Origin of the sequence: Staphylococcus ratti (genome assembly GCF_020883535.1) — a bacterium.
In the GTDB taxonomy this organism is placed as follows: Bacteria; Bacillota; Bacilli; order Staphylococcales; family Staphylococcaceae; genus Staphylococcus; species Staphylococcus ratti.
In genome coordinates this window covers 946,178-969,667 of the sequence record NZ_CP086654.1, presented here as the reverse complement: position 1 = coordinate 969,667, position 23,490 = coordinate 946,178, and the positions used below count along the sequence as shown (strand labels likewise).

The window sequence follows — 23,490 nt, the reverse complement described above, 5'->3', positions numbered from 1 at the left end:
ATAAACGCAATATGTTAAAATCGTTATATCAAAACGAAGGAGAAATCATTCTATGTGCTATCAAACAATTGTCATAGGTGGTGGCCCTAGTGGTTTAATGGCAGCCATATCTGCCAGTGAACAGGGCCAACGCGTATTGCTTATTGAAAAGAAAAAAGGGCTCGGCCGTAAACTTAAAATTTCAGGCGGCGGCCGATGTAACGTTACAAACCGGCTGCCATATAGTGAAATTATTAAGCACATTCCTGGAAACGGTAAATTTTTATATAGTCCATTTTCCATTTTTGACAATACGTCTATTATCGAATTTTTTGAATCACGTGGTGTCCCTTTAAAAGAAGAAGATCACGGCAGAATGTTTCCAGTCAGCAACCAATCCGAAGATGTGCTCAATGCACTTACGCAAACATTAAAAAAGCAACATGTAACGATTAAAGAAGAAACGACCGTAACGACAGCTTATAAAATCGAAAACAATCTATTTGAAGTCGTCACACAAAATCAAACGAAATATACTGCGAAAACATTAATTATCGCTACAGGTGGTACGAGCGTGCCACAAACTGGTTCTACAGGTGATGGTTACCGATTCGCAAAACAATTTGGTCATAGTATTACCCCACTCTTTCCTACAGAAGTGCCTATAAAATCTTCTGAGCCTTTCATAAAAAAGCAAGTACTTAAAGGTTTAAGCTTAAAAAATGTAGCGCTTTCTGTACTGAAGAAAAATGGTAAAAAACGCATTACACATCAAATGGATATGCTTTTTACTCATTTCGGAATTAGCGGTCCTGCCGCTCTTAGATGTAGTCAATTCATTTATTATGAACAAAAAAGTCAAAATCAGCAATCTATTACGATGCACTTAGATGTGTTTCCAAATTTGACTGAAGCTGACCTAAAACTAAAAGTTCAAAAAATGTTCGAAAAAGCACCGGATAAAAAGATTAAAAATAGTTTGCATGGTCTGATTGAAGAACGTTATTTAAACTTCATTATTCAAAAAGCTGATATCAATCTTGAAACAACTTTCCATCACTTGGCTTCACATCAATTGAATCAATTCGTACATTTGTTGAAAAATTTTACATTTCTCGTTAATGGTACTTTACCCCTTGATAAAGCATTTGTCACGGGAGGCGGCGTCTCTATTAAAGAAATCACACCTTCAACTATGGAATCCAAACTGACACCAGGGCTTTTCTTATGTGGCGAAGTTTTAGATATACACGGCTATACCGGAGGCTACAATATTACAAGCGCCTTAGTTACTGGCTATGTTGCAGGCTACTTTGCCGGTTTTCACGCGGAATAAAGTTATAAAAGACGTGGCGATGCCAATGCACGCCACGTCTTTAAATTTAAATTCTTTTATATTCTAAACCTTCATCGCCCCATGCTCTCATGCCACCTTCAACATTGACAGCATCGATATCTTGATCATTTAAATAGTCCACTACTTTGGCACTTCTAACGCCACCGGCACAAACAATATAGTATGTTTCTTTTTGATTAAACTCATTTAAATGATTCGGAATTTCATTCATAGGTATATGTTTCGCATCGGGAATCATACCCATCTCAACTTCTTCGTCCTCACGTACGTCTACCACATTGACACGATCATGACTCAATAACAAAGATTTTAATTCCTCTGTAGTTATTTCCTTCATTTTTGAAACATCCTTTCATTTATTATTTGGCAACGATATTTACTAACTTTTGTGGTACAGCAATTACTTTTTTAATATCTTTGCCTTCAATTGCTTGCTTAATATTGTCGTTTTCAAGCGCAAAGTGTTCCATTTCTTCTTTAGAAGCATTTTTAGCAATTTCTAATTTGGCACGTACTTTACCATTTACTTGAACTACTATTTCAACTGTATCCCCTTCAAGTAACTTTTCATCGTAACTTGGCCATGGTTGATATGTGATTGTGCTTTCGTGACCAAGAATTGACCACAATTCTTCACCGATATGTGGCGCAATTGGCGCTAACATTTTCACAAAGCCTTCTACAAAAGACTTATTGATTTTTTCCGCTTTGTAACAGTCATTTATGAAAACCATTAATTGACTGATCGCCGTATTGAAGTTTAATGTTTCAAAATCCTCAGTTACTTTCTTAACTGTTTGATGATACGATTTTTGCAATTCAGGTGTTTCTTCATCAACCACTTTCGCACTTAACGTATGAGCTTCAGTCACAAGCAAACGCCATACACGGTCTAAAAAGCGGCGTGAACCATCCAAGCCATTTTCACTCCAAGCAATCGAAGCATCTAGAGGTCCCATAAACATTTCATACAATCGTAATGTGTCAGCACCATGTGACGCCACAATATCATCAGGATTGACTACATTACCTTTAGATTTACTCATTTTTTCGTTACCTTCACCAAGAATCATGCCTTGGTTGAATAACTTTTGGAATGGTTCTTTTGTAGGAACTACACCAATATCATAAAGCACTTTGTGCCAGAAGCGAGCGTACAATAAATGTAACACAGCGTGTTCTACGCCACCAATATATAAATCAACAGGCAACCAATGCTTTAACTTTTCTGGATCTGCAAGCATTTGATCATTATTAGGATCGATGTAACGCAAGTAGTACCAACAACTTCCTGCCCATTGCGGCATCGTGTTCGTTTCGCGACGTCCTTTCATGCCCGTTTCAGGATCAGTCACATTTACGAAATCGTCTATATTCGCTAATGGTGATTCGCCAGTGCCTGATGGCTTAATTTCATCCGTCTTAGGTAACAATAGCGGTAATTCATTTTCTGGAACTGTTGTCACCGTGCCATTTTCCCAATGTATGATTGGAATTGGCTCTCCCCAATAACGCTGACGACTAAAGAGCCAATCACGCAATTTATAATTTACTTTCTTTTCGCCGCATCCTTTTGATTCTAAAATTTCAATTGCTTTGGCAATGGCTTCTGTATTATTTAACCCATTTAATTCGTTGGAATGAATATGTGTACCGTCTCCAGTAAAGACGCCATTCGTCAAGTCACCTTCAATAACATGTTGAACTGGCAAATTGAACACTTCTGCAAATTCATAGTCACGCTCATCATGACCAGGAACAGCCATGACTGCACCTGTTCCATACGTAGAAAGCACATAGTCAGCAATCCAAATAGGGATACGTTCACCAGATAAAGGATGAATCGCATAAGCACCAGTAAAGACGCCCGATTTTTCTTTCGCAAGATCCGTACGCTCTAAATCTGATTTTTTAGCCGCTTCCGTTTGATAAACTTTAATTTTCTCTTTTTGTGCTTCGGTAGTAATTTCATCTACTAAGGCATGTTCAGGGCTCAATACTAAAAATGTTGCGCCGTAAATTGTATCTGGACGTGTAGTAAATACTTCAATGGTTGCATCTGATTGCTCCAAGTTGAAATTCACTTTTGCACCTTCAGAACGTCCAATCCAATTGCGTTGCATATCTTTAAGAGATTCAGGCCAATCTAAATCGTCCAAATCTTCTAAAAGACGGTCTGCATAAGCTGTAATTTTTAAAACCCATTGTTTCATTGGACGACGCACAACTGGGTGTCCACCACGTTCAGATACCCCATCAACCACTTCTTCATTAGATAAAACTGTACCTAACGCTTCACACCAGTTAACTGGCACTTCATCAATATAAGCAAGACCTTTTTTATACAGTTGAATAAATATCCATTGCGTCCATTTGTAATATTCTGGATCTGTTGTACTTACTTCACGATCCCAATCATAACTAAAGCCTAATTCTTGAATTTGACGTTTAAAAGTTTGAATATTTCTCTTAGTGAACTCAGCTGGACTATTACCCGTATCTAAAGCATATTGCTCTGCTGGCAAGCCGAAAGCATCCCATCCCATCGGGTGAAGAACGTTATATCCTTGCATACGTTTATATCGTGATACGATATCTGTAGCAGTATACCCTTCTGGATGCCCTACATGTAGTCCTGCACCAGAAGGATACGGAAACATGTCAAGCGCATAAAATTTCTTTTGACCTAAGTTATCTTTCGTTTTAAATGTTTTATTTTCTAGCCAATAATTCTGCCACTTTTTTTCAATTTCTTGATGATTGTAATTCACAAGTTTTCCTCCTAATTTAAAAAACATCCCAATTCAATTATGTTTAAGCAGGGACGACTTTTGCCGCGGTACCACCCTGGTTCACTTTAGTGCACTTCATTACATAATGGATTGAGATGTCATCGAATTGAATTATAATGTCGGCAAGTTCACTTCTTATATTACGTTAGTTTGCACCACCACTAACTCTCTTTAGAAATATGAAAAAGTTACTACTCCTTGACTTGTCACCTTTCAAAAATGCGACAAACCCATGTTGTTGTGTTTTATAGTCACACAGTATATTCATTACTATCATATGAAATTTAAAGATTTTATGCAAGTTTATAAGATAACTTAGCGATAAAGCATTTTTTTATCAATTCGTCGGTCGAAAATCGACAGAAAACCTATTGATACGAACAATAAACCAATCATAAATAAAAACATAACTTGCATATTAAATATATCTACAAGTATGCCTCCTATCAGTGGTCCGAATGCTTTACCTACAGTAGATGCTGAGTTAACGATGCCTTGATAAACGCCCTCTCTTCCTTTTGGAGAAAGCGCATTTGCGATTGTAGGAACTGCCGGCCAAACAAACATTTCTGCAAAAGTCATAATGACCATACCTACGACAAACATTGAAAAGCTTTCAGCAAAACTTGTCACAAAAAAGGAAACGATAAAAACAAAGACACCAACATAAAGTTGCTTTTTCAATTGTCCTTTAAGCAGTTGGATAATCGGTAAAATTAAAGGTTGGCCGAGTAAAATAAGCGCACCATTGACTGTCCATAGCAAACTATACTGGCTCATCGAGATGCCAATTTCTTGAGTGAATGATGCAATTGTAGTTTGCCACTGTACATAAGCAATCCAACATATCGCAAACATGACACAAATGAGCATTAATGCTGTAAAATGTTTTTTATTTTGCACATGTGTCATACCTTCAATCGTCTCAGCTGTTTTCACTGTTGCATGATACTCCATTTTAAAATTAAATAAAGCAATAAGGAAAAACGCAACATACATCATTAAATTAGCGAGAAAGATATAATTAAAACTCATTTCCGCAACAAATCCACTTAGAGCTGCCCCGACAGCAACACCAATATTTTGTGCTAAATAAATCGCATTAAACGTTTGACGCCCACCTCTAGGCCATACCGCCCCCGCCATTGCATAAATCGCTGGGACAATCATTCCGCCACCGAAACCTAAAATAACAAGCCATAGTGGATACCAAGGCCAACCATGAAAAAAGTTTAATCCTGCTGTTGCAAATAAACTGATCCATGTTCCTAACATTATCGTGCGATACCCACCTAAACGATCAAACAATGTACCTCCGATTAAATTTCCAGCGACCATACCAAAAGCATTTACCATCAAAACAACACCCGCAGTACTTAACGATTTACCAAGTACCTCATTCATATAAATGGTGTTGAGCGGCCATAAAAAACTGGCACCTGTGATGTTAATTGCCATTCCAATCACGAGCCACCATATTTCTTTCGGCATTTTCATATGTTCGACACCTCTTTAATTATTTCTCTATATTCATTCACTATAACACGTCATCGTTAAAATATGTTAAAATCTTGAAATACATTGAATTAAAGAAAGGAAGTTGCAACACATGGGCAAATATTTCCCCTATGCTTTTGAAGACAAACGATACCACACTTTAAATTATCATCTTAAAAATCGTTTTGGTCAAAAAATATTTAAAGTTGCATTAGATGGTGGTTTTGACTGCCCAAACCGAGATGGCACTGCCGCATACGGAGGTTGCACATTTTGTTCGGCTGCCGGAAGTGGTGACTTTGCTGGTAATCGTGCAGATGCGATTAACGTTCAATTCAAAAAAATTAAAAATCAAATGCATGAAAAATGGCATGAAGGTCAATATATTGCTTATTTCCAAGCTTTTACAAATACCCATGCACCTGTAGAAGTATTGCGCGAAAAATTTGAAGCTGCTTTAAGCGAAGATGGTGTCATTGGTTTATCCATTGGAACGCGCCCTGATTGTTTACCAGATGATGTTGTGGACTATTTAGCAGAATTGAACGAACGTACCTACTTATGGGTAGAACTTGGTTTACAAACGATACACCAAGAAACCTCTGACCTTATTAATCGTGCGCATGATATGGCTTGTTATTATGAAGGTGTTCAAAAATTGAGAAAGTATAATATCAATGTATGTACACACATTATTAATGGATTACCCGGAGAAAATTATCAAATGATGATGGAGACTGCACAAACTGTGGCACAAATGGATGTTCAAGGCATCAAAATTCATTTGCTCCATTTACTTAAAGGAACACCGATGGTAAAGCAATATGAAAAAGGATTGCTTGAATTCATGACGAAAGAACAATATATTAATTTGGTTTGCGATCAACTCGAACTATTGCCTCCATCTATGATTGTACATCGTATCACTGGTGATGGTCCTATCGACTTGTTAGTAGGTCCGATGTGGAGCGTTAATAAATGGGAAGTTTTAAATGATATCGATAAAGAGCTTGAAAAAAGAGGCTCTATGCAAGGCAAAAAATATACATTACAAAGGGCGACTTTTTCATGAAAGTACAACGCATCCTCCCTTTCGCCAAATCTTTAATTACGTCACATATCAATGAAGAGAGCGTTGTTATAGACGCAACATGCGGCAATGGACATGACACGCTTTTTCTAGCTGAAGCTGTTCCAAATGGTCACGTCTATGCTTGTGACATTCAACAACAAGCTATCGAAAATACGCAAGATAAAATTAAAGATTTTACCAATGTTACGCTTTTACAAACTGGTCATGAAACAGTAACCGATAATATCAATACAGTACATCGCCAACACATTGATGCTGCTCTTTTTAATTTAGGTTATTTACCTAAAGGAGATAAATCTATAGTGACCACTGCGGAAAACACCATTCAAGCCATTGAGAAAATTTTCAAATTGTTAAGAACAGATGGCATTATCGTACTCGCAGTTTATCCAGGTCATCCAGAAGGGTTTGAAGAAAGCCAAACCTTAATGGAATATTTTATAAACTTTGATCAACAACAGGCTCATATATTAAAATATGAATTTATCAATCAACAAAACAATCCTCCATATATTATCGGCATAGAAAAAAGGTAGCCTTAACATGTCGATATATGTGAAGCATTATAGTTACAGAACAACTAAACAAAAACGACTGTACACTTTATATGGTGGTTATGTATCTATAATAATTAAGCCGCAAACTTCCAATTGCTTCTTCGAATCTCGCTTTCCCAGGCGCCTTACCTCTGAATGAACACGTTTGAATGTAATGATATACGTGTTCAGTACACATGCGAACATAAGTAAGCAGGTGTTCCTTTTCAACGCAGTCTATGACTGGGAGTGGGACAGAAATCTATTTGATTTCGTTGTCCCACCCCCACAAGGCTGACTAGGATTGAAAGGAGCTAGTAAGCGAAGTTTCAATCCAGACAGCTACTGTGACTTTTTAACTGTTATTCTCTCATTAAATGCGGGACAGAAATCTATTTGATTTCGTTGTCCCAGCCCCTAGGCATAGTTGCGGGGGAGATACTACGAAATCAATGTTATGTGATTTCTGTATCTCTCCCGGATTTTCGGTTTCGGCTCTATGCCTCGGGAGTCTCGACTCGGTACGCAATCTATTTAAGCAATTTCACTATTGAAGAGTGGGGTTGCTTTTTTCTTTGGTCACTTAAAATTATTGAGGCATTTGCGCTATTTTCTTACAAAAAAGCAGGATGACTTATGTCATCCCACCATAAAAAATGAAGAACCACAAAAACAAGCCAGGACATCATAGTGCCCTGGCTCTTATATTAAGTAATATAAAACGAAAATCAATTGTTAATCTTTTAAACTACACTGTTATAACTTACAACCATTAATAATAGAGTCGAGTTGACGTTTTAAGCTTTCTTGACGCGCCTCTATTTGCGTACATGTGAAATTAATCAATTCTTGTTTATCTTGTACTTTGTCCTCATTAAAATGAATGATGACGGTACGTTCATCGTCTGAAGGTCTTTCTTTTATAATCCATTTCTTTTCAACTAAATTGTTAAATGTTCGCGTACGTTTATATGCTTTAACTTTAACGTATTGATCCATCTCTTTCAATGCCATCGAACCTTTATCCCATAGCGTCAATAGAATTAAAAATTCTTCTTTAGACAGGCCATACTGTTTTTCAATTTCATCAAAAATACATTCGACTTCTTTTTGTAAATTGTCTAAAAGAACGATATCACTAACTTCATATTTCGGTTTGTTTGACATGATTAAGCCCCCATTATAGATTAACCTGTTATCCTTTTATATTATTATGACATCATTACCCTATTTTTTAGAAGTTTAATCATTTAGTTCTTTCAACAAGTAATGCATGTAACACTAAAATTTAACAATTAGTATCGGGAATTATTTTTCAAATAAGTAATCAATTGAATCTTGCATATCTTTTAAAACTTTAACAGATTTTGCAAATTTTTCTGTTTCTTCTTCATTAAGTGGCGTTTCAATAACACGAACCGCTCCTTCGCCGTTAACAACAGTTGGTACTCCTGTATAAACACCTTCGTGTCCATATTCACCTTCTAAATAACTTGAAACGGTTAATACTACATTTTGATTGCGTAAGATTGCTTTAGAAATATGCATCAATCCCATTGCAACTCCGTAGTAAGTTGCACCTTTGGCTTTAATAATTTCGTATGCTGCATCACGTGTTTGTACGTAAATATCTTCAATTAAGTGACTTTTTTCTGGATTATTTTTTAATGCATCATATAGTGAAACACCCGCAACAGTAGCGCTTGACCATACTGGCACTTCTGAATCTCCATGCTCCCCAATAATGCTAGCATGAACACTATTCGGTGCTACATCAAATGCTTCACTTAATAAATGTTTAAAACGTGCTGTATCTAAAATCGTACCTGAACCAATAACTTTATGTTTAGGTAAACCTGAATATTTTAACGTTACATATGTGAGAATATCTACAGGGTTCGCTGCAATCAAGAAGATACCATCAAAACCACTATCCATAATTGAAGTAATAATGTCTTTATAAATTTTGGCATTCTTCTCAACTAAATCCAGACGCGTTTCCCCTACTTTTTGAGGTGCGCCTGCACAAATAACAATTAAGTCAGCGTCGCCACATTCTTCGTACTTACCTGCCTTTACTTTTACAGGAGACATTGCGTAAGGTGCACCATGGTTTAAATCTAACACATCACCAAGTACTTTATCTTCATTGATATCAATGATAGCTAACTCATCTGCTATCCCTTGACTGACCATTGTAAATGCATAACTCGCACCTACAGCACCATTACCAACTAATACTACTTTATTACTTTTCTTTGTCATACTGAACCGCTCCTATCGATGAAGTACTTAAAATTTTTGTTTATATTGTGATTTTTTTCACATTATTAATTTATCATGCTTTCACTTGTTTTGCAATATTTAGTGTAGTATTTTACTACATCTACTTATCTATCGTTTCTTGATCTTCAACTACAAAACCTGCAGTATAGATGCGATTGTTTAAAAAACTTAAAACATACCGCATCACGGCTTCACGCTCAGGCTCATTATGAATTTCATGAACTAAACCAGTCCACGACTTGTAATATAATTCTTGTCCCATGCGACGATGTATAAATTGTTGCGTCATTTGCACGTCCGAAACTGTATCTTCAGTACCATACATCACACACATAGGATACGTTTTCATTTTATCGATATGTTCCATGGTTTTTTTCATAGATTGTGCCACTTGTTTATACCAATGATAGCTTACTTTTTTTAGCATTAGGGCGTCATTCATCGTCTCTTCTTGCACTTCAGGATAAGATGTTAACTTTTCTATGTCTATACCTAGTTCAAATTTCGCACTTTTTGAAACATCCCCGACATGTGAAGTCAAAGCATGCTTACGTGCTTGTGTTGAAGCATGAAAAGCAAACAATGGTGATAAAAGCACTAAACCTTCGATAGATAAATCAACTTTTTCTAAAAGATTTACAGCAATGAGACCGCCTAAGCCCACACCAATAATAAATGTCGGTAAATGATATTCCTCAGCAATCTGCATCCATTCCAAGACGCGTTCTTGATACACATCAAAGCTTTCAAAATGTCCTTTTTTAGTTCTCGAACTTTGACCTTGTCCTGGCAAATCACCCATGATGACATGGTAACCATTTCTGCGTAAATGCGTAATCACATAGGCGTAACGTCCAGTATGTTCTAACATGTTATGTATAATGACAATAACACCTTTTGCTTCAGTTTCTGTTTCCCATTTCCACATATTGCATGTTCCTTCCTATATCTGAAATCCTTTATTTTATCTTATCAATTCTAGGCGCAATGCGCTAACAAATATAAAAAACGCACGTTTGAAATTAAAAGACTCAGTTTTCAAACATGCATTAAAATGATAAATCATCATTTATGTTTCGTATTCTTTTGTTTTACATCATGACGATTAAGCGAGATGAAACTTTTTGCGTATCATCGGCACTCGAGAAATTAATACTACGAGTAAAATTTCATAGAAGGTTGGGAAAAATTTCGCAACTAACATTAAGAAAAATTGACCAATCAATGACCCTTGGCCTTGTGTAGCATTAAAGTTACCTATGATAGCTGCGTCAATTACATTTAAAGCAAGAATAACAACAACAGCAATCCATAACTTTTTCGTTAGTAAAACAATTGCTAACCCAAGTACAACTAACAAAATAAGTTCAAAAATAAAGTATTGAGCAAATGTATCAAGCTCAGTTCCCAAAGTATAAAAGACTAAATCTCTAAACATTTAACAAGACTCCCTTTAGTGTGCTTAATGTCATTTTATCATGTAAACAACACTTTAAATTTAAAATTACCGTTAAGATTTGAGTCTACGATTTACAAATAATTAATAAAAAGTGCTCGGGCAAAGTACATTTAAGTATAATTTACAACATCTTAGTATCTACTTTATAAACATGTGCTAAGTTTGAAGTAAGACATATCTATAAAGGAGCCTTTTATGAAATTCATTTTGAAATGTGTCATCAGTTTCTTTATCATTTTTAACATTCCTGTTTTCTCTGCAATGATTCAAGATCCAATTGATGCTAGCATACAAATTTCTAAATAAACGGGCTAAAATGTACAAAAATGATATTCTTTTCACTAAATTCTAAAAACTTTAGTTGAAACCGTTTTCTCCTATATATAATCGTGATACACTATCATTATCAGCAATACAGTGATATGGGAGGAATAACAACATGGGTTTAGTTAAGAATTTTTTTATGGCTTTATCTAATAATGCCTTTTTAAATACGACTGCAAAAAAAGTCGGACCTTCTCTTGGTGCAAACAAAGTCGTGGCAGGTAATCAACTTCCAGATATTGTTCGAACGATTAAGCGATTAAATGATAAAAACATCGCTGGTACCGTCGATATACTTGGGGAATTCGTCCACACTCGACAAGAAGCCATTGATGCGAAAAATGAAATTTTAGAAGTAATGAAAGTGCTATATGACAACCGACTTAACGCGCACATGTCTATTAAATTAAGCCAACTAGGCATTGAATTTGATCGTGCATTAGCGTACGAAAATGTCTATGAAATCGTCAAAACAGCAAAATCTTATAATAATATGCACATCAATTTTGACACTGAAAAATATGAAAGCCTATTTGATGTCACACAAACACTCGATCGTTTAAAAAGTGAATTTACAAATGTAGGTACGGTCATTCAAGCTTACTTATTTAAAGCAGATGTCCTCCTCGATAAATATCCTGACTTACGTTTACGCTTAGTCAAAGGCGCTTATAAAGAGTCACCACATATTGCCTACCAAACTAAAGAAGAAATTGATCAAAATTACATAAGATTAATCGAAAAACGTTTACTAAATACAGACAATTTCACTTCTATTGCGACACATGATCATCATGTTATCAACCATGTGAAAGCTTTTGTTGAGGAACATCAGATTGATAAATCTAAGTTTGAATTCCAAATGCTTTATGGTTTCAGAACTGAACTGGCAGAGCAAATCGCAAATGAAGGCTATCACTTTACAATTTACGTCCCTTATGGCGACGATTGGTTTGGCTACTTTATGCGTCGTTTAGCTGAACGCCCACAAAACTTAACGTTAGCCTTTAAAGAGTTCGCTAAACCTAAAAGACTGGCAATTTTTGGCGGTATTGCACTGTTTACAACTTTATTTACTCTTACACTTAAAAAGAAAAATAAGCAACCAAAATCTACAACAGCTACTGAATCAAATGCACAGCAACAGCGTTGTATCAAAATATTATAGTAATAATTAAGGGGTGGGACATCAATATGTCCCACCCCCCTTTTCACATTATTGAATTGACTTAAGTAAATTCGCCATTTCAATAGCGCTTACTGCTACGTCAGAGCCTTTATTGCCCGCTTTTGTACCTGCGCGTTCAATGGCTTGCTCGATATTTTCTGTCGTTAGCACACCATAAATTACTGGAATTCCAGTATCTTCACTTGCCTTAGAAATGCCTTTTGCCGACTCATTACATACGTAATCATAGTGAGATGTTGCCCCTCTTATTACACATCCTAGCGTAATAATCGCATCATACTTGCCCGTTTGCGCCATTTTTTTTGCTACAAGTGGTAATTCAAATGCACCAGGTACATATGCAATATCAATATCTTCTTCTCCAACTTGATGACGTATCAATGCATCGAATGCTCCGTCCACAAGACGCCCCGTAATTAAATCATTAAAGCGACTCACTACAATTCCAATTTTTAAACCTTTACCAATTAATTGTCCTTCGAATTTCATTATATTTCCTCCTAAAATTAATTTAAATTAAATGTCCCATTTGTGTTTTTTTAACTTTTAAATAATCATGGTTGTTCTTATTCTCGCTAGTAATGAGAGGTATTCTCTCTTTAATATCAATTTGATATTGTTTTAAACCTTGAAACTTATCTGGGTTATTACTTAGTAATTTAACAGACGTTACACCTAAATATTTTAAAATTTGTGCTGCAATATCATAATCTCTTAAATCAGGGTCAAAGCCTAAAGCTTCATTTGCAGTAATGGTATTATAGCCTTGCTCAATAAGTTCATAAGCTTTTAGTTTATTCATCAACCCTATGCCTCTACCTTCTTGAGGCAAATAAAGAATGATACCGTCATTTTCTTGAATGTATTTCATTGCGTTTTCAAGTTGTTCACCGCAATCACACCGTTCACTATGAAAAATATCGCCTGTGACACAAGCTGAATGAATACGGACGTTCATTTCAGGTTGAATTTCTCCTTTAATAATGGCAAGGTGCTCTTGACCATCGAATTTTGAAGTAAAGCCAATCATATCAAACGCACCGTAGCGCGTCGGTAATTTGACTTTAGCTTCTTGTTTAATGAGTTTTCGGTTCACTTTAATATAAGCTACGAGTGCTTCAATCGTAATCATTTTTAATTGATGCTTATATTTAAACGCGTTTAGCGCTTCACCTCGTGCCATCGTGCCATCTTCATTCATAATTTCACAAATGACACCGGCTGGTTTTGCCCCTGTTAACAGTGCTAAATCAATTGCAGCTTCCGTATGGCCACGACGTGCTAGCACGCCATTATCTTGTGCAATTAAAGGAAAGACGTGTCCAGGTTGATTAAATGACTTGGCATCAACATCTTCTTGAATTAATGCACGAATCGTTTGCGTCCGTTCAAAAGCACTGATACCTGTCGTAGCAGATATATGATCAATACTCGCTGTAAATGCAGTGCCGTGTGGGTCAGTATTTGTTGATACCATTGGTGACAGCCCGACCTGTTCAGCTATCCCTTTAGATATCGGTGCACAAATCAATCCGCGGCCATATTTAGCCATAAAATTAATGGTATCATCTTGCATCCATTCTGTTATTGCAACGAGGTCACCTTCATTTTCACGATTTTCATCATCTAAGACGACAATAGGTTCACCCCTTTTTAGCGCAACTAAGGCACTTTCAATTGAATCAAATTCCATCCTTATTCCTCCATTAGAAACCAGCATTAATTAAGTCTTCCATAGCTAGTTCTTGTTTATTCGTATTGAGCGCTTGGACATATTTAAATAACATATCTGTTTCAAGATGAACAACATCACCTTGTTTTTTCGATGATAAAGTCGTAGCCTGACGCGTTTCAGGAATTAAATGAATTTCAAAACTTGAAGTATTTTTTTCAAACACAGTCAAACTAATACCATCTACAGCAATAGAACCTTGTGGAATCATTTGTGCCAAAATAGACTTAGGTGCATCAATTGTATAAATCCATTCATTTGCGGATTGCTGTACACGTGTAATGACACCTTTATTATCAACATGACCTTGAACAAAATGGCCCCCTAATCGGCCTGTTGCAAGTAATGCTCGTTCAAGATTCACTTGATCTCCAGTTTTCAATTGTCCTAAATAGGTTTTATTTTCTGTACCTAAAATAACGTCAACGTTAAAGCTATTCTCATCGAATGAAGTTACAGTTAAACATGTGCCATTAACACTAATGGAGTCTCCAACTGACATATCATTCAAAATTTTAGAGCATGCAATAGTCAGTTGTGTTGTAGGATTGCGTTTGCGGATAAATTGAATTGTTCCGACTTCTTCAATGATACCTGTGAACATGTTGTCACTTCCTTTTCATGTGTATTTTCACATTCGTATCTATTAATGATGTCTCAACAATTTCAAATTGATGGAGGTGGTTTAACTTCTTAATTTCATCAGTTTGATAAAACTGGTTTAAACCTTGTCCACCTATTAATTTCGGGGCTAAATATAAAATAAAATGGGTTATCATATTAGATGATAAAAATTGTGAGGTTACATTAGGACCTGCTTCGACAAGAACACGTCCAAACCCTTTTTGGTATAAATCTTTTAAAATCGCACTCACTTCACACCTTTCAAGATAAACAATTTCTACATGTGAAAGAGATGTTTGAAGTTGTGCGTTTTCTGTATATATAAATATGGGTGCTTGATGGTCGTGAAACAACTGAGCGTCCCATTGTATTTTCCCACTTCGAGAAAGTATGACACGCGTCGGATGATGACCATTTTCTCGGCGTACAGTCAAACTTGGATTATCACTATGTAACGTGCCAGAGCCCGTTATAATCGCATCATGATGATGTCTGAGTTGAAAAACATCCGTTTTGACATCAGGATTTGTAATCCATTGACTTTCGTTATGATCCGTAGCTTGTTTGCCATCTATACTCGCGCTCACTTTAACTGTCACAATAGGTGTTTCACTTTTTTTACTTTCAAAAAAAGGTTGATACAGGCGCTCACTTCTTGGATGCGGTCGATAATCTACTTTAACACCTGCTTCTTCCATCATACGATGTCCTGTAGCTGGTAAAGTGACATCCCTCGCTGCATATATGACGCGAGCAATCCCTGTTTCTATAATTCGCTTTGCACATGGGGGTGTTTTACCAAAATGTGAACATGGCTCAAGTGAAACATACATCGTTGAACCTTCGACATGTTCAGCACCTGCCATATCAATTGCTTGAATTTCAGCATGGCGCTCACCTTGTTTTAAATGTGCCCCCATACCTATAATGCGACCATCTTTAACGATAATCGCGCCAACTGGGGGGTTGCAACTCGTTTGGCCTTCTACCATTTCAGCTAAAGTTATCGCTTTATCTAAATAATTCGTCAATCTTTCACCTCAAAAAAAACCACCCGATTGTCGCTTCGAGTGGAGGTTATATCAATATAAATAAGACATACATGCCTTATTTAGTCATCAGCAAATAAACATAAAATAAATGCTATTTTATGTTTGTCACCGTTATTCTTCCTCCCATCCAGACTTTCACTGTCGGCTCTAGATTTTCACTAGATCAGCCGTAGTTAAATAACTACGGGTCGCAGGCTTGCTTTACTGCCGGTTGGGAATTTCACCCAGCCCCGAAAGAATACGTTATGAAATTGTTATTGAGATAAAAAGATACTCAAGCACTTTAAAATAAGTACTTGAGTCTATATTAGCTTAACTTTTTTAAATTTACAAAGAATTGACATAGTTATATTGAGATATTACTTTTTATTTTTCTTATTTTTCTTTTTCTTGTCTTTTTTCTTTTTATCTTTATCTTTCTTTTTGTACTTATCTTTATTCGTTTTTTCAGATTTGTCACGCTCTTTTTCTAACGTTTTCAAAGCTTTTAACGTTTCGTAAAGATTTTCAACTGATCGTACCGCTTGCTGCACAATTGCAGGTACGCCATTTCGATGATAGTTTACACCATTCGTCGTTTGACCTATCGCTCTCAAATTGTTTAACGTGCCATATAATGGACTGATCACTTCATTGGTAGTTGGTACTATTTGAATGCCCCCCATTGGGTGCGGTTGCACGATTTGACGATTTGCAATATCTAACAATAATGCATCGTCGTCATCTAATTGAGCCAAATGCTTTTTAGATCCTGTAGCATTAATGACAACATTCACTTTGATTTCTTCATCACTTTGTTTAAATCCAAGTCGAAATTTCCCGTAATAATGGCGGACACTTTCTAGTCCGGAAAGCACTTTTATGTTGCCATCTTTAATTTCTTTAACTACTAATTTAGCAGTTTCTTGCGGCATAGGATTCGAATTTTCTACTATATATCTTTGGTATTTATGAATGAACCGCTCTTGATCTTCCCTACTAAAGCTATTCCATATCCAATCCATATTTTCCTTAATTGCTTCTAACAAACTTTGCAATGTTCCGACTGCTTCAGGATGATTCAAATCATAATTCAAATCACGTATAGGGTCATATTTTCTGCGTTTCAGTAATTTTTGTAATGGAATTTGATAATCTTCACATTCTTGTTTAAATAAAGCAATCGCATTTTCTAGCGGTACAAACCCCATATGGCGTTGCTTTAAGTCATCAAAGTTTTCAGGGGTCACATGCTTTAATGTTATCTCTATCATTTCCCCACGTACACTAGGCATTTTACCACTACGACTTGCCACTACTATCGGTTTCTTTTTATGATGATTGACGATATATCGAATTACATCTAAACTTGCAAGTCCGCTTCCTATAATGGCGATGTCATCATCTTCTCGGACTTCTTCAAGGGTGCGATTGGCTGGGTATGGTGATTGAATATAATTTGTTGTACCTTTAAGTTGATACGGATCATTATAACTCATCGTACCAATAGTTAAGAAAACGTAGTCATATTTTTTACAAGAAGTAATGTCATTTTCCGTACACACATTAATCGATTGTAGAAGAATTTGGTTGCTTGCTTCTTCTATGTACATATGTGTCACTTCTTCATTAATAATGTTGAGATTTTCATAAGTACTGTTAAATGTCTCTAATTGACTTTTCATATAATGGCCAAAGACAAAACGTGGCAAATATTCAACATTTTTACCATAATCAAATTGTTGTTGTGCTTCATACCATTCTTTAAACTCATTAAGGTTATCTTGATTTAAAGAAATCATATCAACAGGAACATTCGTTAATAAATCTTCACTATCATCTTGAAACGGCTTCCCTTGTCCCATATTTCGTGCATTATCATATACATCCACTTCTAATTTTTTAAATTTCTTAAACTTTACTAAATGCCTTAATACGCTAACGCCTGCAGTCCCCATCCCTATGATTGCTACCTTCATGTTATTCACCCTTTCTCCAACTGTTCTCTTATTTCTACCCTAAATCACCCTTTATAATTCCCTATCGTTCTAACTTTTTAACAGGTTCACATTCATGTTAAAATAAGCTCAGACATTACTTAAATACTAAAGAGGTGAGCATATTGCTCAAACGTATTTTAAAAGTACTTATCACTGCTTTCATAATGTTCTTCTTCTTTGGACGAAAGAACAATGCAGAGTAACACAATTCATCAAAAAACGACTTTCAAATAAATTTGAAAGTCGTTTTATTATTTATTCATGATTTTTGCCGTCACGATGTTTGATATCGTCTTTATATACATACCAATTAAAGTATTTTCCTTCAGTTTTCATATCTTTATAGAAGTCAGCCATAATCGTTGCATTGCTTTTTGCCCAATTAATATCTGTCGCATATTGATGTTCTCCTGGATTTTTAGGATTCCATCTCATACTATAAAGCGTATTTTGTTTAGGATTTTTTAAATAATGATCGTGGATAAACTCCGCACCTCCATAAATGGCTTTTTCTGGAGTATCCCATCCTTTTTTCTTAGCATATGCAGCACCTGTTTTAATCGGATCTTCATCCAGTGCACCTACACCATAGAAGTTGTAATATTTTTTTCCATCAATTTCTACACCTTTTGATAGTTCAGAAGCTACAGAACCCGTTTCAAGCAATGCGTGTGAAATCAAATATACTTCGTTAACTTGTTTTGCTTTAGCAGCATCTAAAAAATCTTCCGTATGATTGAGTAAAGTCGGATGGTTAATTAACATACGTTTAATACGATTCTCATCAATTCCTTGATATTTCGATAAATCTAAGAATTGATATTTCTGTCTTTTATCATCCATAAAATCAGAACTGTCCATCGCCTCACGAATTTCAGTCGCTGAAGCATCACGCCAATTTGTATGATCTTTATTAGAAACTTGTTGGCTTGTATAATTATCTATTTGTTTTTTGGACGCCTGAGCAAGTGTGACATCTAGTCTTTCCACACGTTCGACTTGCTCTACTGATTTAAAGAATATTTGATCTTTAATCATCGAAAAAAATAAAAACCCTGCAATCGCAGTTACGATGAGTAACACCACTACAGAAATAATGGAACCTTTTTTGTGCTTTCTCATAAACACACCTCTTCAATATGTTGTTTCAATAGAAATATATCTATTAAACATTCACGCTTGAATACAAATTTTACCACCAAAGCCGACTGAACACAATTGAAGTTGCACCTTGTCATGAATTCATAAAAAAAAAGTAATGAATATGTAAAGAAATTCATTACTCTTTCTCACGAGAATAATCCATCATAATAAAACTTACAGCTTGAGAACGATTTTTATAATAATATCTTGTTAAATCTATAGTGCCTTCTGTTACACCTTCACGGTACATCATTTCTTTTGTCATATTATTAATCATTACAAAATCGGCACGGTCTCGAATAATGTCTAAATCATCATTACGCGCAAAAAAGTGTTCTAAATTTAAATGTTCGTAGTCCATATTTTCTCCATCCTTTTTTATAAAAATATGTCAAACCTGCGTTGAAAACACCCATTTATTCATTCATTTGCTCATTTTAACGTCTTTACGTTGAATTTAATCTAAAAATATCATAAAAATGCACGTGCCACAATTAATAATAACTGATAAAAATAATTTGACCGGTCAACAAATTAAAGGAGGCTTACTATGAATTTCGACACATTGTACTTAAAATATGAAAAATTCATTCACTTTCTTCTCAAAAAATATTTTATTCAGTATAATTATGATGAGTATTATCAAATGTTATTAATTCGTCTATGGGAATTAGAACAACAATTTGACCCTAAACGTTCCAAGCAATTTCATCCTTATATCCGCACAAAACTTCACTTTTATCTTTTAGACCTTTTAAGACGAGAATACGCCAAATTGGACACGCTTGATATCGACTCACATCCACAAAAAGTGCCATCTTCTTCGTATCTTTCTCTAGAACTATCTTTTATTTCACATTTATTATCTCCGAAACAACAACTCTGGCTTACCCTTCATTTAAACGGCTATACCCAAAAAGAAATCCATCAAATGATGAACTGTGCTCTCAGTACTGTTAAAAATTATAAAAAAACTACTTATGCCATTTTAAGAAAAAGCCTCAGTCAACACCTTTAGAAAGGATTCTAGCATATGCAGCATTTTAATACCCTTTTATACGCTAAAACATCACAAACAATGACGCACCAGTTAGATATACAATTTTCCAACTTCAGAATTAATACATCAATAAGTATGTACCAATTTTTGAATGATTTACTAAAAACGAATCATAAAGATTTAACTACACAACAACACTTGTCAAGCGAGCTGTTAAATATCGGGCAGTTCATTCCTATTTTTGTTACTCCCCAAATCGTGTTATGTCCGCTTTATGCGAAACGCGCACCTCATCAAATGTATATTAATATGGCTCAAGTTATCGGGATGGTTTCATCTAAAAACCAAACACGTATCTTCTTCCCTAACAATCAACACGTAGTTGTAGATATTCCAATTACATTCTGCTCTAAAAAATGGAAAGAATGCATTCTTCTCACTCAACTACTTATGGGCGACTCTGTTTAGCTTATAATCTAAAAGTCGCTTCGTAAGCCAAGCGTTCGTAGGCTTCATAAGTAATAACGCACCCAATCCTACGAACAAGCTCGCCACCAAAATCATAACAACATAGGATGTATCTAACGTTGATGAAGATGATAGTAAGTGCTTCATTGATGTTAATGATAACAATAACCCAGTAATAAACGCACCTAAAAGTAAAACGTTCATCACCATTAAACCTACTAATGTGGTTACTAGATGTAATTGTGATTTCGGCCGTTGATTAAATACATGTTGCTTTAAAAAAGTAATGACAAAATGATTTTTTGATACGTAATGTGCTTTAAACGTTGCATCTTCCAATGCGCTAAGTTGTTGCTGTAATAATACTTTTTCTCTTTTACTTAAAAACCATAATTGCTTCTCAATACTCGATTTAATTGAATACTTGCGCATGATTTCCTCCCGTTTCGCAACTGAATTGATTAAAAAAAGAGACTCAAACCTTCGTGATAATTCGAAGTGTTTGGGTCTTATTTATGTTTCTATAAGTGGCTTACTTTTTCACTAGTGAAAATTGTGCAAATAACATAGTGGTCTCATCTCTTTATGATTTCAAATTCAAATCATCTGATGTTACTTCGCCTCGCACAATATCATTATCTAAATTCTTTAACATATCTTGGTATAACTCTTGGAATCTGATTTCGTCTTCATCTGAATACCCTTCAAAGACAACACGTGCTATATTTTCAGTATTAAAATAAAAAATCTCTTCGCCTACCAATCCTAAAGGATATTTGCAAGCAGCATAATCAAACATAACTTTTTTATTTTCTTGTTCTAAAATAGGACCACGATTCAATATCATCATTTTTTGGGATCCGCCTTTTAAATATATAATACTACCAATTGTAATCATTTTTCCACCTCCTTTATTTTAGAGATGACATACACCTTTTCATTCCCAATTGAAGACATATTTGCTAAAAAAAAGAATAGCGTTAATATTGACCAACAAATATACACGATTATATTTTGGGATTTCATTCCTACAAGCATCGATAAAAAAAGAAATGAGAAACATACAGAAAAGATATATGCGAATAAAAGCAAGCAAATATGTTTAAAATTAGGAAATAACATTATTTTACCTTTATGCTTCGTGCGTGCTTTAAAATAATCTATTGTCAGCCTTTTGTTTAAATAGAAACAAAAGATTAAAATACCGAGAAACGTGATAGCACATATCGTAATTACTAAATTTTTTTCTAATTGAATATCTAACAAATGTCCATATTTTCTAAGAGTGAATGAACCCATTGTCGCTCCTGCCATTGACGGCCAAAAAATTTTGTTTTTAGTAGGTTGTACAAGGGTTAATTTTTCAAACTCTTCTTGACTAATTTTGGCATACTTCTTGGGTATCAACCAATTAATCATCGGCAAGAAAAAAGCTAACCACGTACTCACAAGATCAACCATTAAATACTCATTCTGATATTTAATAATCCGATACTTCGGATTTTTATAAATAATTCTAGTTTCACAACGCAACTTCTCCACATCCATTTGATAGGATTATCGATTTTTTGACAATACAAATGTCTAAACGCTCTTTACCGTGTCATCTACTGCTTTTGTTTTAGATACGACATATACCTTTTCATTGCCAATTGCGCACATACTTGTTAAGAAAAAGAACATGGTCATTATAATCCATAAAATAAATATAAGTATATTTTGGAAATCCATCGTTACAAGCATCATAAAAGAAAGTATTGAAAACCCTCCAAACACGATATACAAGAATAGTGTAAAACAAAAGTGTTTAAAGTTAGGAAGTAACATTATTTTACCTTTATGTTTTGTACGTGCTTCAAAAAAATCAATGGTCAATTTTTTATTTAGATAAAAGTAAAAAATTAATATTCCTAATAATAAGATGGCACATATTGTAATTACTAAAGATTTTTCTAATTGAATGTCTAAAACATGTCCATATTTTCTGAGTGTGACTGAACCCATTACAACTCCAGCTGTTGTTGGCCAAAATACTTTGTTTTTAGTAGGTTTCACAAGGGTTAATTTATCGAACTCTTCTTGACTAATTTTGGCGTACTTCTTGGGTATCAACCAATTAATCATTGGGAGGATAAAAGCTAGCCATGTACTCACAAGATCAATCATTAAATATTCATTCTGATATTCGATAATTCGATATTTCGGATTTTTATAAATAACTCTAGTTTCACAATGCAACTTCTCCACATCCATTTGATAGGGTATCGATATTTCTTAGACAATACACATGCTCTAAACACTCTTTAGCATATCATCTATCTCTTTTGTTCTAGATATGACGTGCACCTTTTCATAACCAATCGCAGCCATATTAACTAAAAAAAAGACCATAGTTGTCATAACCCAACAAATAAATAGAATTATGTTTTGAGGCTTTACTGTTATAAGTGCCGTTAAACAAAGTATTGAAAACCCTCCCAAAAAGATATAAAAGAAAACTAACAAACAAGCATGTTTAAAATTGGGAAATAACATTATTTTACCTTTATGCTTTGTGCGCGTTTCAAAAAAGTCTATTGTCAATCTTTTGTTTAAATAGAAATAAAAAATTAAAATACTTAAAAACGAGATGACGCAGATTATAGTTATTAAACTTTTTTCTAATTGGATATCAAACACATGTAGATGTTTTCTAAATGTGACTGAAAACATTGTCACTCCCGCCATTGTCGACCAAAAAGCTTTGTTTTTAGTAGGTTGTACAATGGTTAATTTTTCAAACTCTTCTTTACTAATTTTGGCATAATTTTTAGGTAGCAACCAATTAATCATTGGAAAGAAAAGAGCTAACCATGTACTCATAAGATTAACCATCAAATACTCATTTTGATATTTGATAATTCGGTATTTCGGATTTTTATAAATAACTCTAGATTCACAACGCAATATTTCCACGTCCATTTGATAAAATCATCTCTAT

Annotated in this window: 25 protein-coding genes and 1 riboswitch; of the genes, 6 read left to right on the top strand and 19 right to left on the bottom strand. The window is 34.9% G+C overall.

All coding sequences use genetic code 11. The features are described from left to right. The first annotated feature begins 52 nt into the window (after positions 1 to 52). Positions 53 to 1,315, top strand: coding sequence for a BaiN/RdsA family NAD(P)/FAD-dependent oxidoreductase (locus tag LN051_RS04735; protein ID WP_229293406.1), 1,263 nt, complete (start codon positions 53 to 55; stop codon positions 1,313 to 1,315). 46 nt (positions 1,316 to 1,361) lie between these two features. On the opposite strand, the gene LN051_RS04730 is transcribed toward LN051_RS04735, so the two are convergent. From LN051_RS04730 to LN051_RS04720, 3 genes are all read right to left on the bottom strand, one after another. Beyond that, positions 1,362 to 1,673: a rhodanese-like domain-containing protein gene (locus LN051_RS04730; protein WP_229293405.1), complete on the bottom strand. Its 312-nt coding sequence runs from the start codon at positions 1,671 to 1,673 to the stop codon at positions 1,362 to 1,364. A gap of 22 nt (positions 1,674 to 1,695) precedes the next feature. After that, positions 1,696 to 4,134 carry a leucine--tRNA ligase gene (gene leuS / locus LN051_RS04725; RefSeq protein ID WP_229293404.1) on the bottom strand — a complete coding sequence of 813 codons (2,439 nt, stop codon included), beginning with the start codon at positions 4,132 to 4,134 and terminating at the stop codon, positions 1,696 to 1,698. A gap of 309 nt (positions 4,135 to 4,443) precedes the next feature. After that, entirely contained in the window at positions 4,444 to 5,625 is a 1,182-nt protein-coding gene (locus tag LN051_RS04720) for an MDR family MFS transporter (RefSeq protein WP_229293403.1), read from the bottom strand. A gap of 112 nt (positions 5,626 to 5,737) precedes the next feature. Here LN051_RS04720 and mnmL point away from each other — a divergent pair, with 112 nt between their 5' ends. Together mnmL and mnmM are read left to right on the top strand one after the other, a co-directional pair. Next, positions 5,738 to 6,697 carry a tRNA modification radical SAM protein MnmL/YtqA gene (gene mnmL / locus LN051_RS04715; RefSeq protein WP_229293402.1) on the top strand — a complete coding sequence of 320 codons (960 nt, stop codon included), beginning with the start codon at positions 5,738 to 5,740 and terminating at the stop codon, positions 6,695 to 6,697. Then, positions 6,694 to 7,254 carry a tRNA 5-(aminomethyl)-2-thiouridylate-methyltransferase MnmM gene (gene mnmM / locus LN051_RS04710; protein ID WP_229293401.1) on the top strand — a complete coding sequence of 187 codons (561 nt, stop codon included), beginning with the start codon at positions 6,694 to 6,696 and terminating at the stop codon, positions 7,252 to 7,254. Before mnmL ends, mnmM begins: the two co-directional genes overlap by 4 nt. 756 nt (positions 7,255 to 8,010) lie before the next feature. Here mnmM and LN051_RS04705 read toward each other — a convergent pair. The 4 genes from LN051_RS04705 to LN051_RS04690 form a co-directional block, all read right to left on the bottom strand. Beyond that, entirely contained in the window at positions 8,011 to 8,421 is a 411-nt protein-coding gene (locus LN051_RS04705; RefSeq protein ID WP_229293400.1) for a transcriptional regulator, SarA/Rot family, read from the bottom strand. 141 nt (positions 8,422 to 8,562) lie between these two features. Next, positions 8,563 to 9,519, bottom strand: coding sequence for an L-lactate dehydrogenase (locus LN051_RS04700; RefSeq protein WP_229293399.1), 957 nt, complete (start codon positions 9,517 to 9,519; stop codon positions 8,563 to 8,565). A gap of 121 nt (positions 9,520 to 9,640) precedes the next feature. Then, positions 9,641 to 10,468: an alpha/beta fold hydrolase gene (locus LN051_RS04695; RefSeq protein ID WP_229293398.1), complete on the bottom strand. Its 828-nt coding sequence runs from the start codon at positions 10,466 to 10,468 to the stop codon at positions 9,641 to 9,643. Positions 10,469 to 10,645: 177 nt separating this feature from the next. Next, positions 10,646 to 10,978, bottom strand: a complete 333-nt coding sequence (locus LN051_RS04690; RefSeq protein WP_229293397.1) for a hypothetical protein — start codon at positions 10,976 to 10,978, stop codon at positions 10,646 to 10,648. Between the two features lie 460 nt (positions 10,979 to 11,438). On the opposite strand from LN051_RS04690, the gene LN051_RS04685 reads away from it, so the two are divergent. Beyond that, positions 11,439 to 12,491 (top strand): proline dehydrogenase family protein, encoded by a 1,053-nt coding sequence (locus tag LN051_RS04685; protein ID WP_229293396.1) that lies wholly within the window; start codon positions 11,439 to 11,441, stop codon positions 12,489 to 12,491. A 48-nt stretch (positions 12,492 to 12,539) separates the two neighbouring features. On the opposite strand, the gene ribH is transcribed toward LN051_RS04685, so the two are convergent. The 7 genes from ribH to LN051_RS04650 all read right to left on the bottom strand — a co-directional run bounded on the left by ribH (position 12,540) and on the right by LN051_RS04650 (position 19,403). Continuing rightward, positions 12,540 to 13,001: a 6,7-dimethyl-8-ribityllumazine synthase gene (gene ribH, locus LN051_RS04680; RefSeq protein WP_229293395.1), complete on the bottom strand. Its 462-nt coding sequence runs from the start codon at positions 12,999 to 13,001 to the stop codon at positions 12,540 to 12,542. Positions 13,002 to 13,023: 22 nt separating this feature from the next. Continuing rightward, positions 13,024 to 14,205 (bottom strand): GTP cyclohydrolase II, encoded by a 1,182-nt coding sequence (ribA, locus tag LN051_RS04675; RefSeq protein ID WP_229293394.1) that lies wholly within the window; start codon positions 14,203 to 14,205, stop codon positions 13,024 to 13,026. A 13-nt stretch (positions 14,206 to 14,218) separates the two neighbouring features. Further along, positions 14,219 to 14,848: a riboflavin synthase gene (locus LN051_RS04670; RefSeq protein ID WP_229293393.1), complete on the bottom strand. Its 630-nt coding sequence runs from the start codon at positions 14,846 to 14,848 to the stop codon at positions 14,219 to 14,221. Positions 14,849 to 14,852: 4 nt separating this feature from the next. Then, positions 14,853 to 15,899, bottom strand: coding sequence for a bifunctional diaminohydroxyphosphoribosylaminopyrimidine deaminase/5-amino-6-(5-phosphoribosylamino)uracil reductase RibD (gene ribD / locus LN051_RS04665; protein ID WP_229293392.1), 1,047 nt, complete (start codon positions 15,897 to 15,899; stop codon positions 14,853 to 14,855). Positions 15,900 to 16,031: 132 nt separating this feature from the next. Further along, positions 16,032 to 16,162: riboswitch (FMN riboswitch) on the bottom strand. Between the two features lie 117 nt (positions 16,163 to 16,279). After that, positions 16,280 to 17,878: an FAD/NAD(P)-binding protein gene (locus LN051_RS04660; RefSeq protein WP_229293391.1), complete on the bottom strand. Its 1,599-nt coding sequence runs from the start codon at positions 17,876 to 17,878 to the stop codon at positions 16,280 to 16,282. A gap of 276 nt (positions 17,879 to 18,154) precedes the next feature. Beyond that, positions 18,155 to 19,021 carry a peptidoglycan release complex glucosaminidase SagB gene (sagB, locus tag LN051_RS04655; RefSeq protein WP_229293390.1) on the bottom strand — a complete coding sequence of 289 codons (867 nt, stop codon included), beginning with the start codon at positions 19,019 to 19,021 and terminating at the stop codon, positions 18,155 to 18,157. A gap of 157 nt (positions 19,022 to 19,178) precedes the next feature. Continuing rightward, entirely contained in the window at positions 19,179 to 19,403 is a 225-nt protein-coding gene (locus tag LN051_RS04650; protein WP_229293389.1) for a hypothetical protein, read from the bottom strand. Between the two features lie 189 nt (positions 19,404 to 19,592). Between LN051_RS04650 and LN051_RS04645 the strand changes: the two genes are divergently transcribed. Then, complete coding sequence (locus tag LN051_RS04645) at positions 19,593 to 20,060, top strand: sigma-70 family RNA polymerase sigma factor (RefSeq protein WP_229293388.1); 468 nt, start codon at positions 19,593 to 19,595, stop codon at positions 20,058 to 20,060. 15 nt (positions 20,061 to 20,075) lie between these two features. Then, complete coding sequence (locus tag LN051_RS04640) at positions 20,076 to 20,510, top strand: hypothetical protein (protein ID WP_229293387.1); 435 nt, start codon at positions 20,076 to 20,078, stop codon at positions 20,508 to 20,510. Here LN051_RS04640 and LN051_RS04635 read toward each other — a convergent pair. The 5 genes from LN051_RS04635 to LN051_RS04615 all read right to left on the bottom strand — a co-directional run bounded on the left by LN051_RS04635 (position 20,487) and on the right by LN051_RS04615 (position 23,459). Beyond that, positions 20,487 to 20,942, bottom strand: a complete 456-nt coding sequence (locus LN051_RS04635) for a hypothetical protein (protein WP_229293386.1) — start codon at positions 20,940 to 20,942, stop codon at positions 20,487 to 20,489. The genes LN051_RS04640 and LN051_RS04635 overlap by 24 nt on opposite strands. 151 nt (positions 20,943 to 21,093) lie before the next feature. Further along, on the bottom strand, positions 21,094 to 21,408 hold the full coding sequence (locus LN051_RS04630) for a DUF4176 domain-containing protein (protein WP_229293385.1): 315 nt from the start codon (positions 21,406 to 21,408) through the stop codon (positions 21,094 to 21,096). Next, complete coding sequence (locus tag LN051_RS04625; RefSeq protein WP_420853992.1) at positions 21,405 to 22,058, bottom strand: DUF443 family protein; 654 nt, start codon at positions 22,056 to 22,058, stop codon at positions 21,405 to 21,407. Before LN051_RS04625 ends, LN051_RS04630 begins: the two co-directional genes overlap by 4 nt. A gap of 36 nt (positions 22,059 to 22,094) precedes the next feature. Next, on the bottom strand, positions 22,095 to 22,763 hold the full coding sequence (locus LN051_RS04620; RefSeq protein WP_229293384.1) for a DUF443 family protein: 669 nt from the start codon (positions 22,761 to 22,763) through the stop codon (positions 22,095 to 22,097). A 39-nt stretch (positions 22,764 to 22,802) separates the two neighbouring features. Next, a complete protein-coding gene (locus LN051_RS04615) occupies positions 22,803 to 23,459 on the bottom strand; it encodes a DUF443 family protein (RefSeq protein ID WP_229293618.1) in 657 nt (218 codons plus the stop codon). Between the last annotated feature and the right edge of the window lie 31 nt (positions 23,460 to 23,490).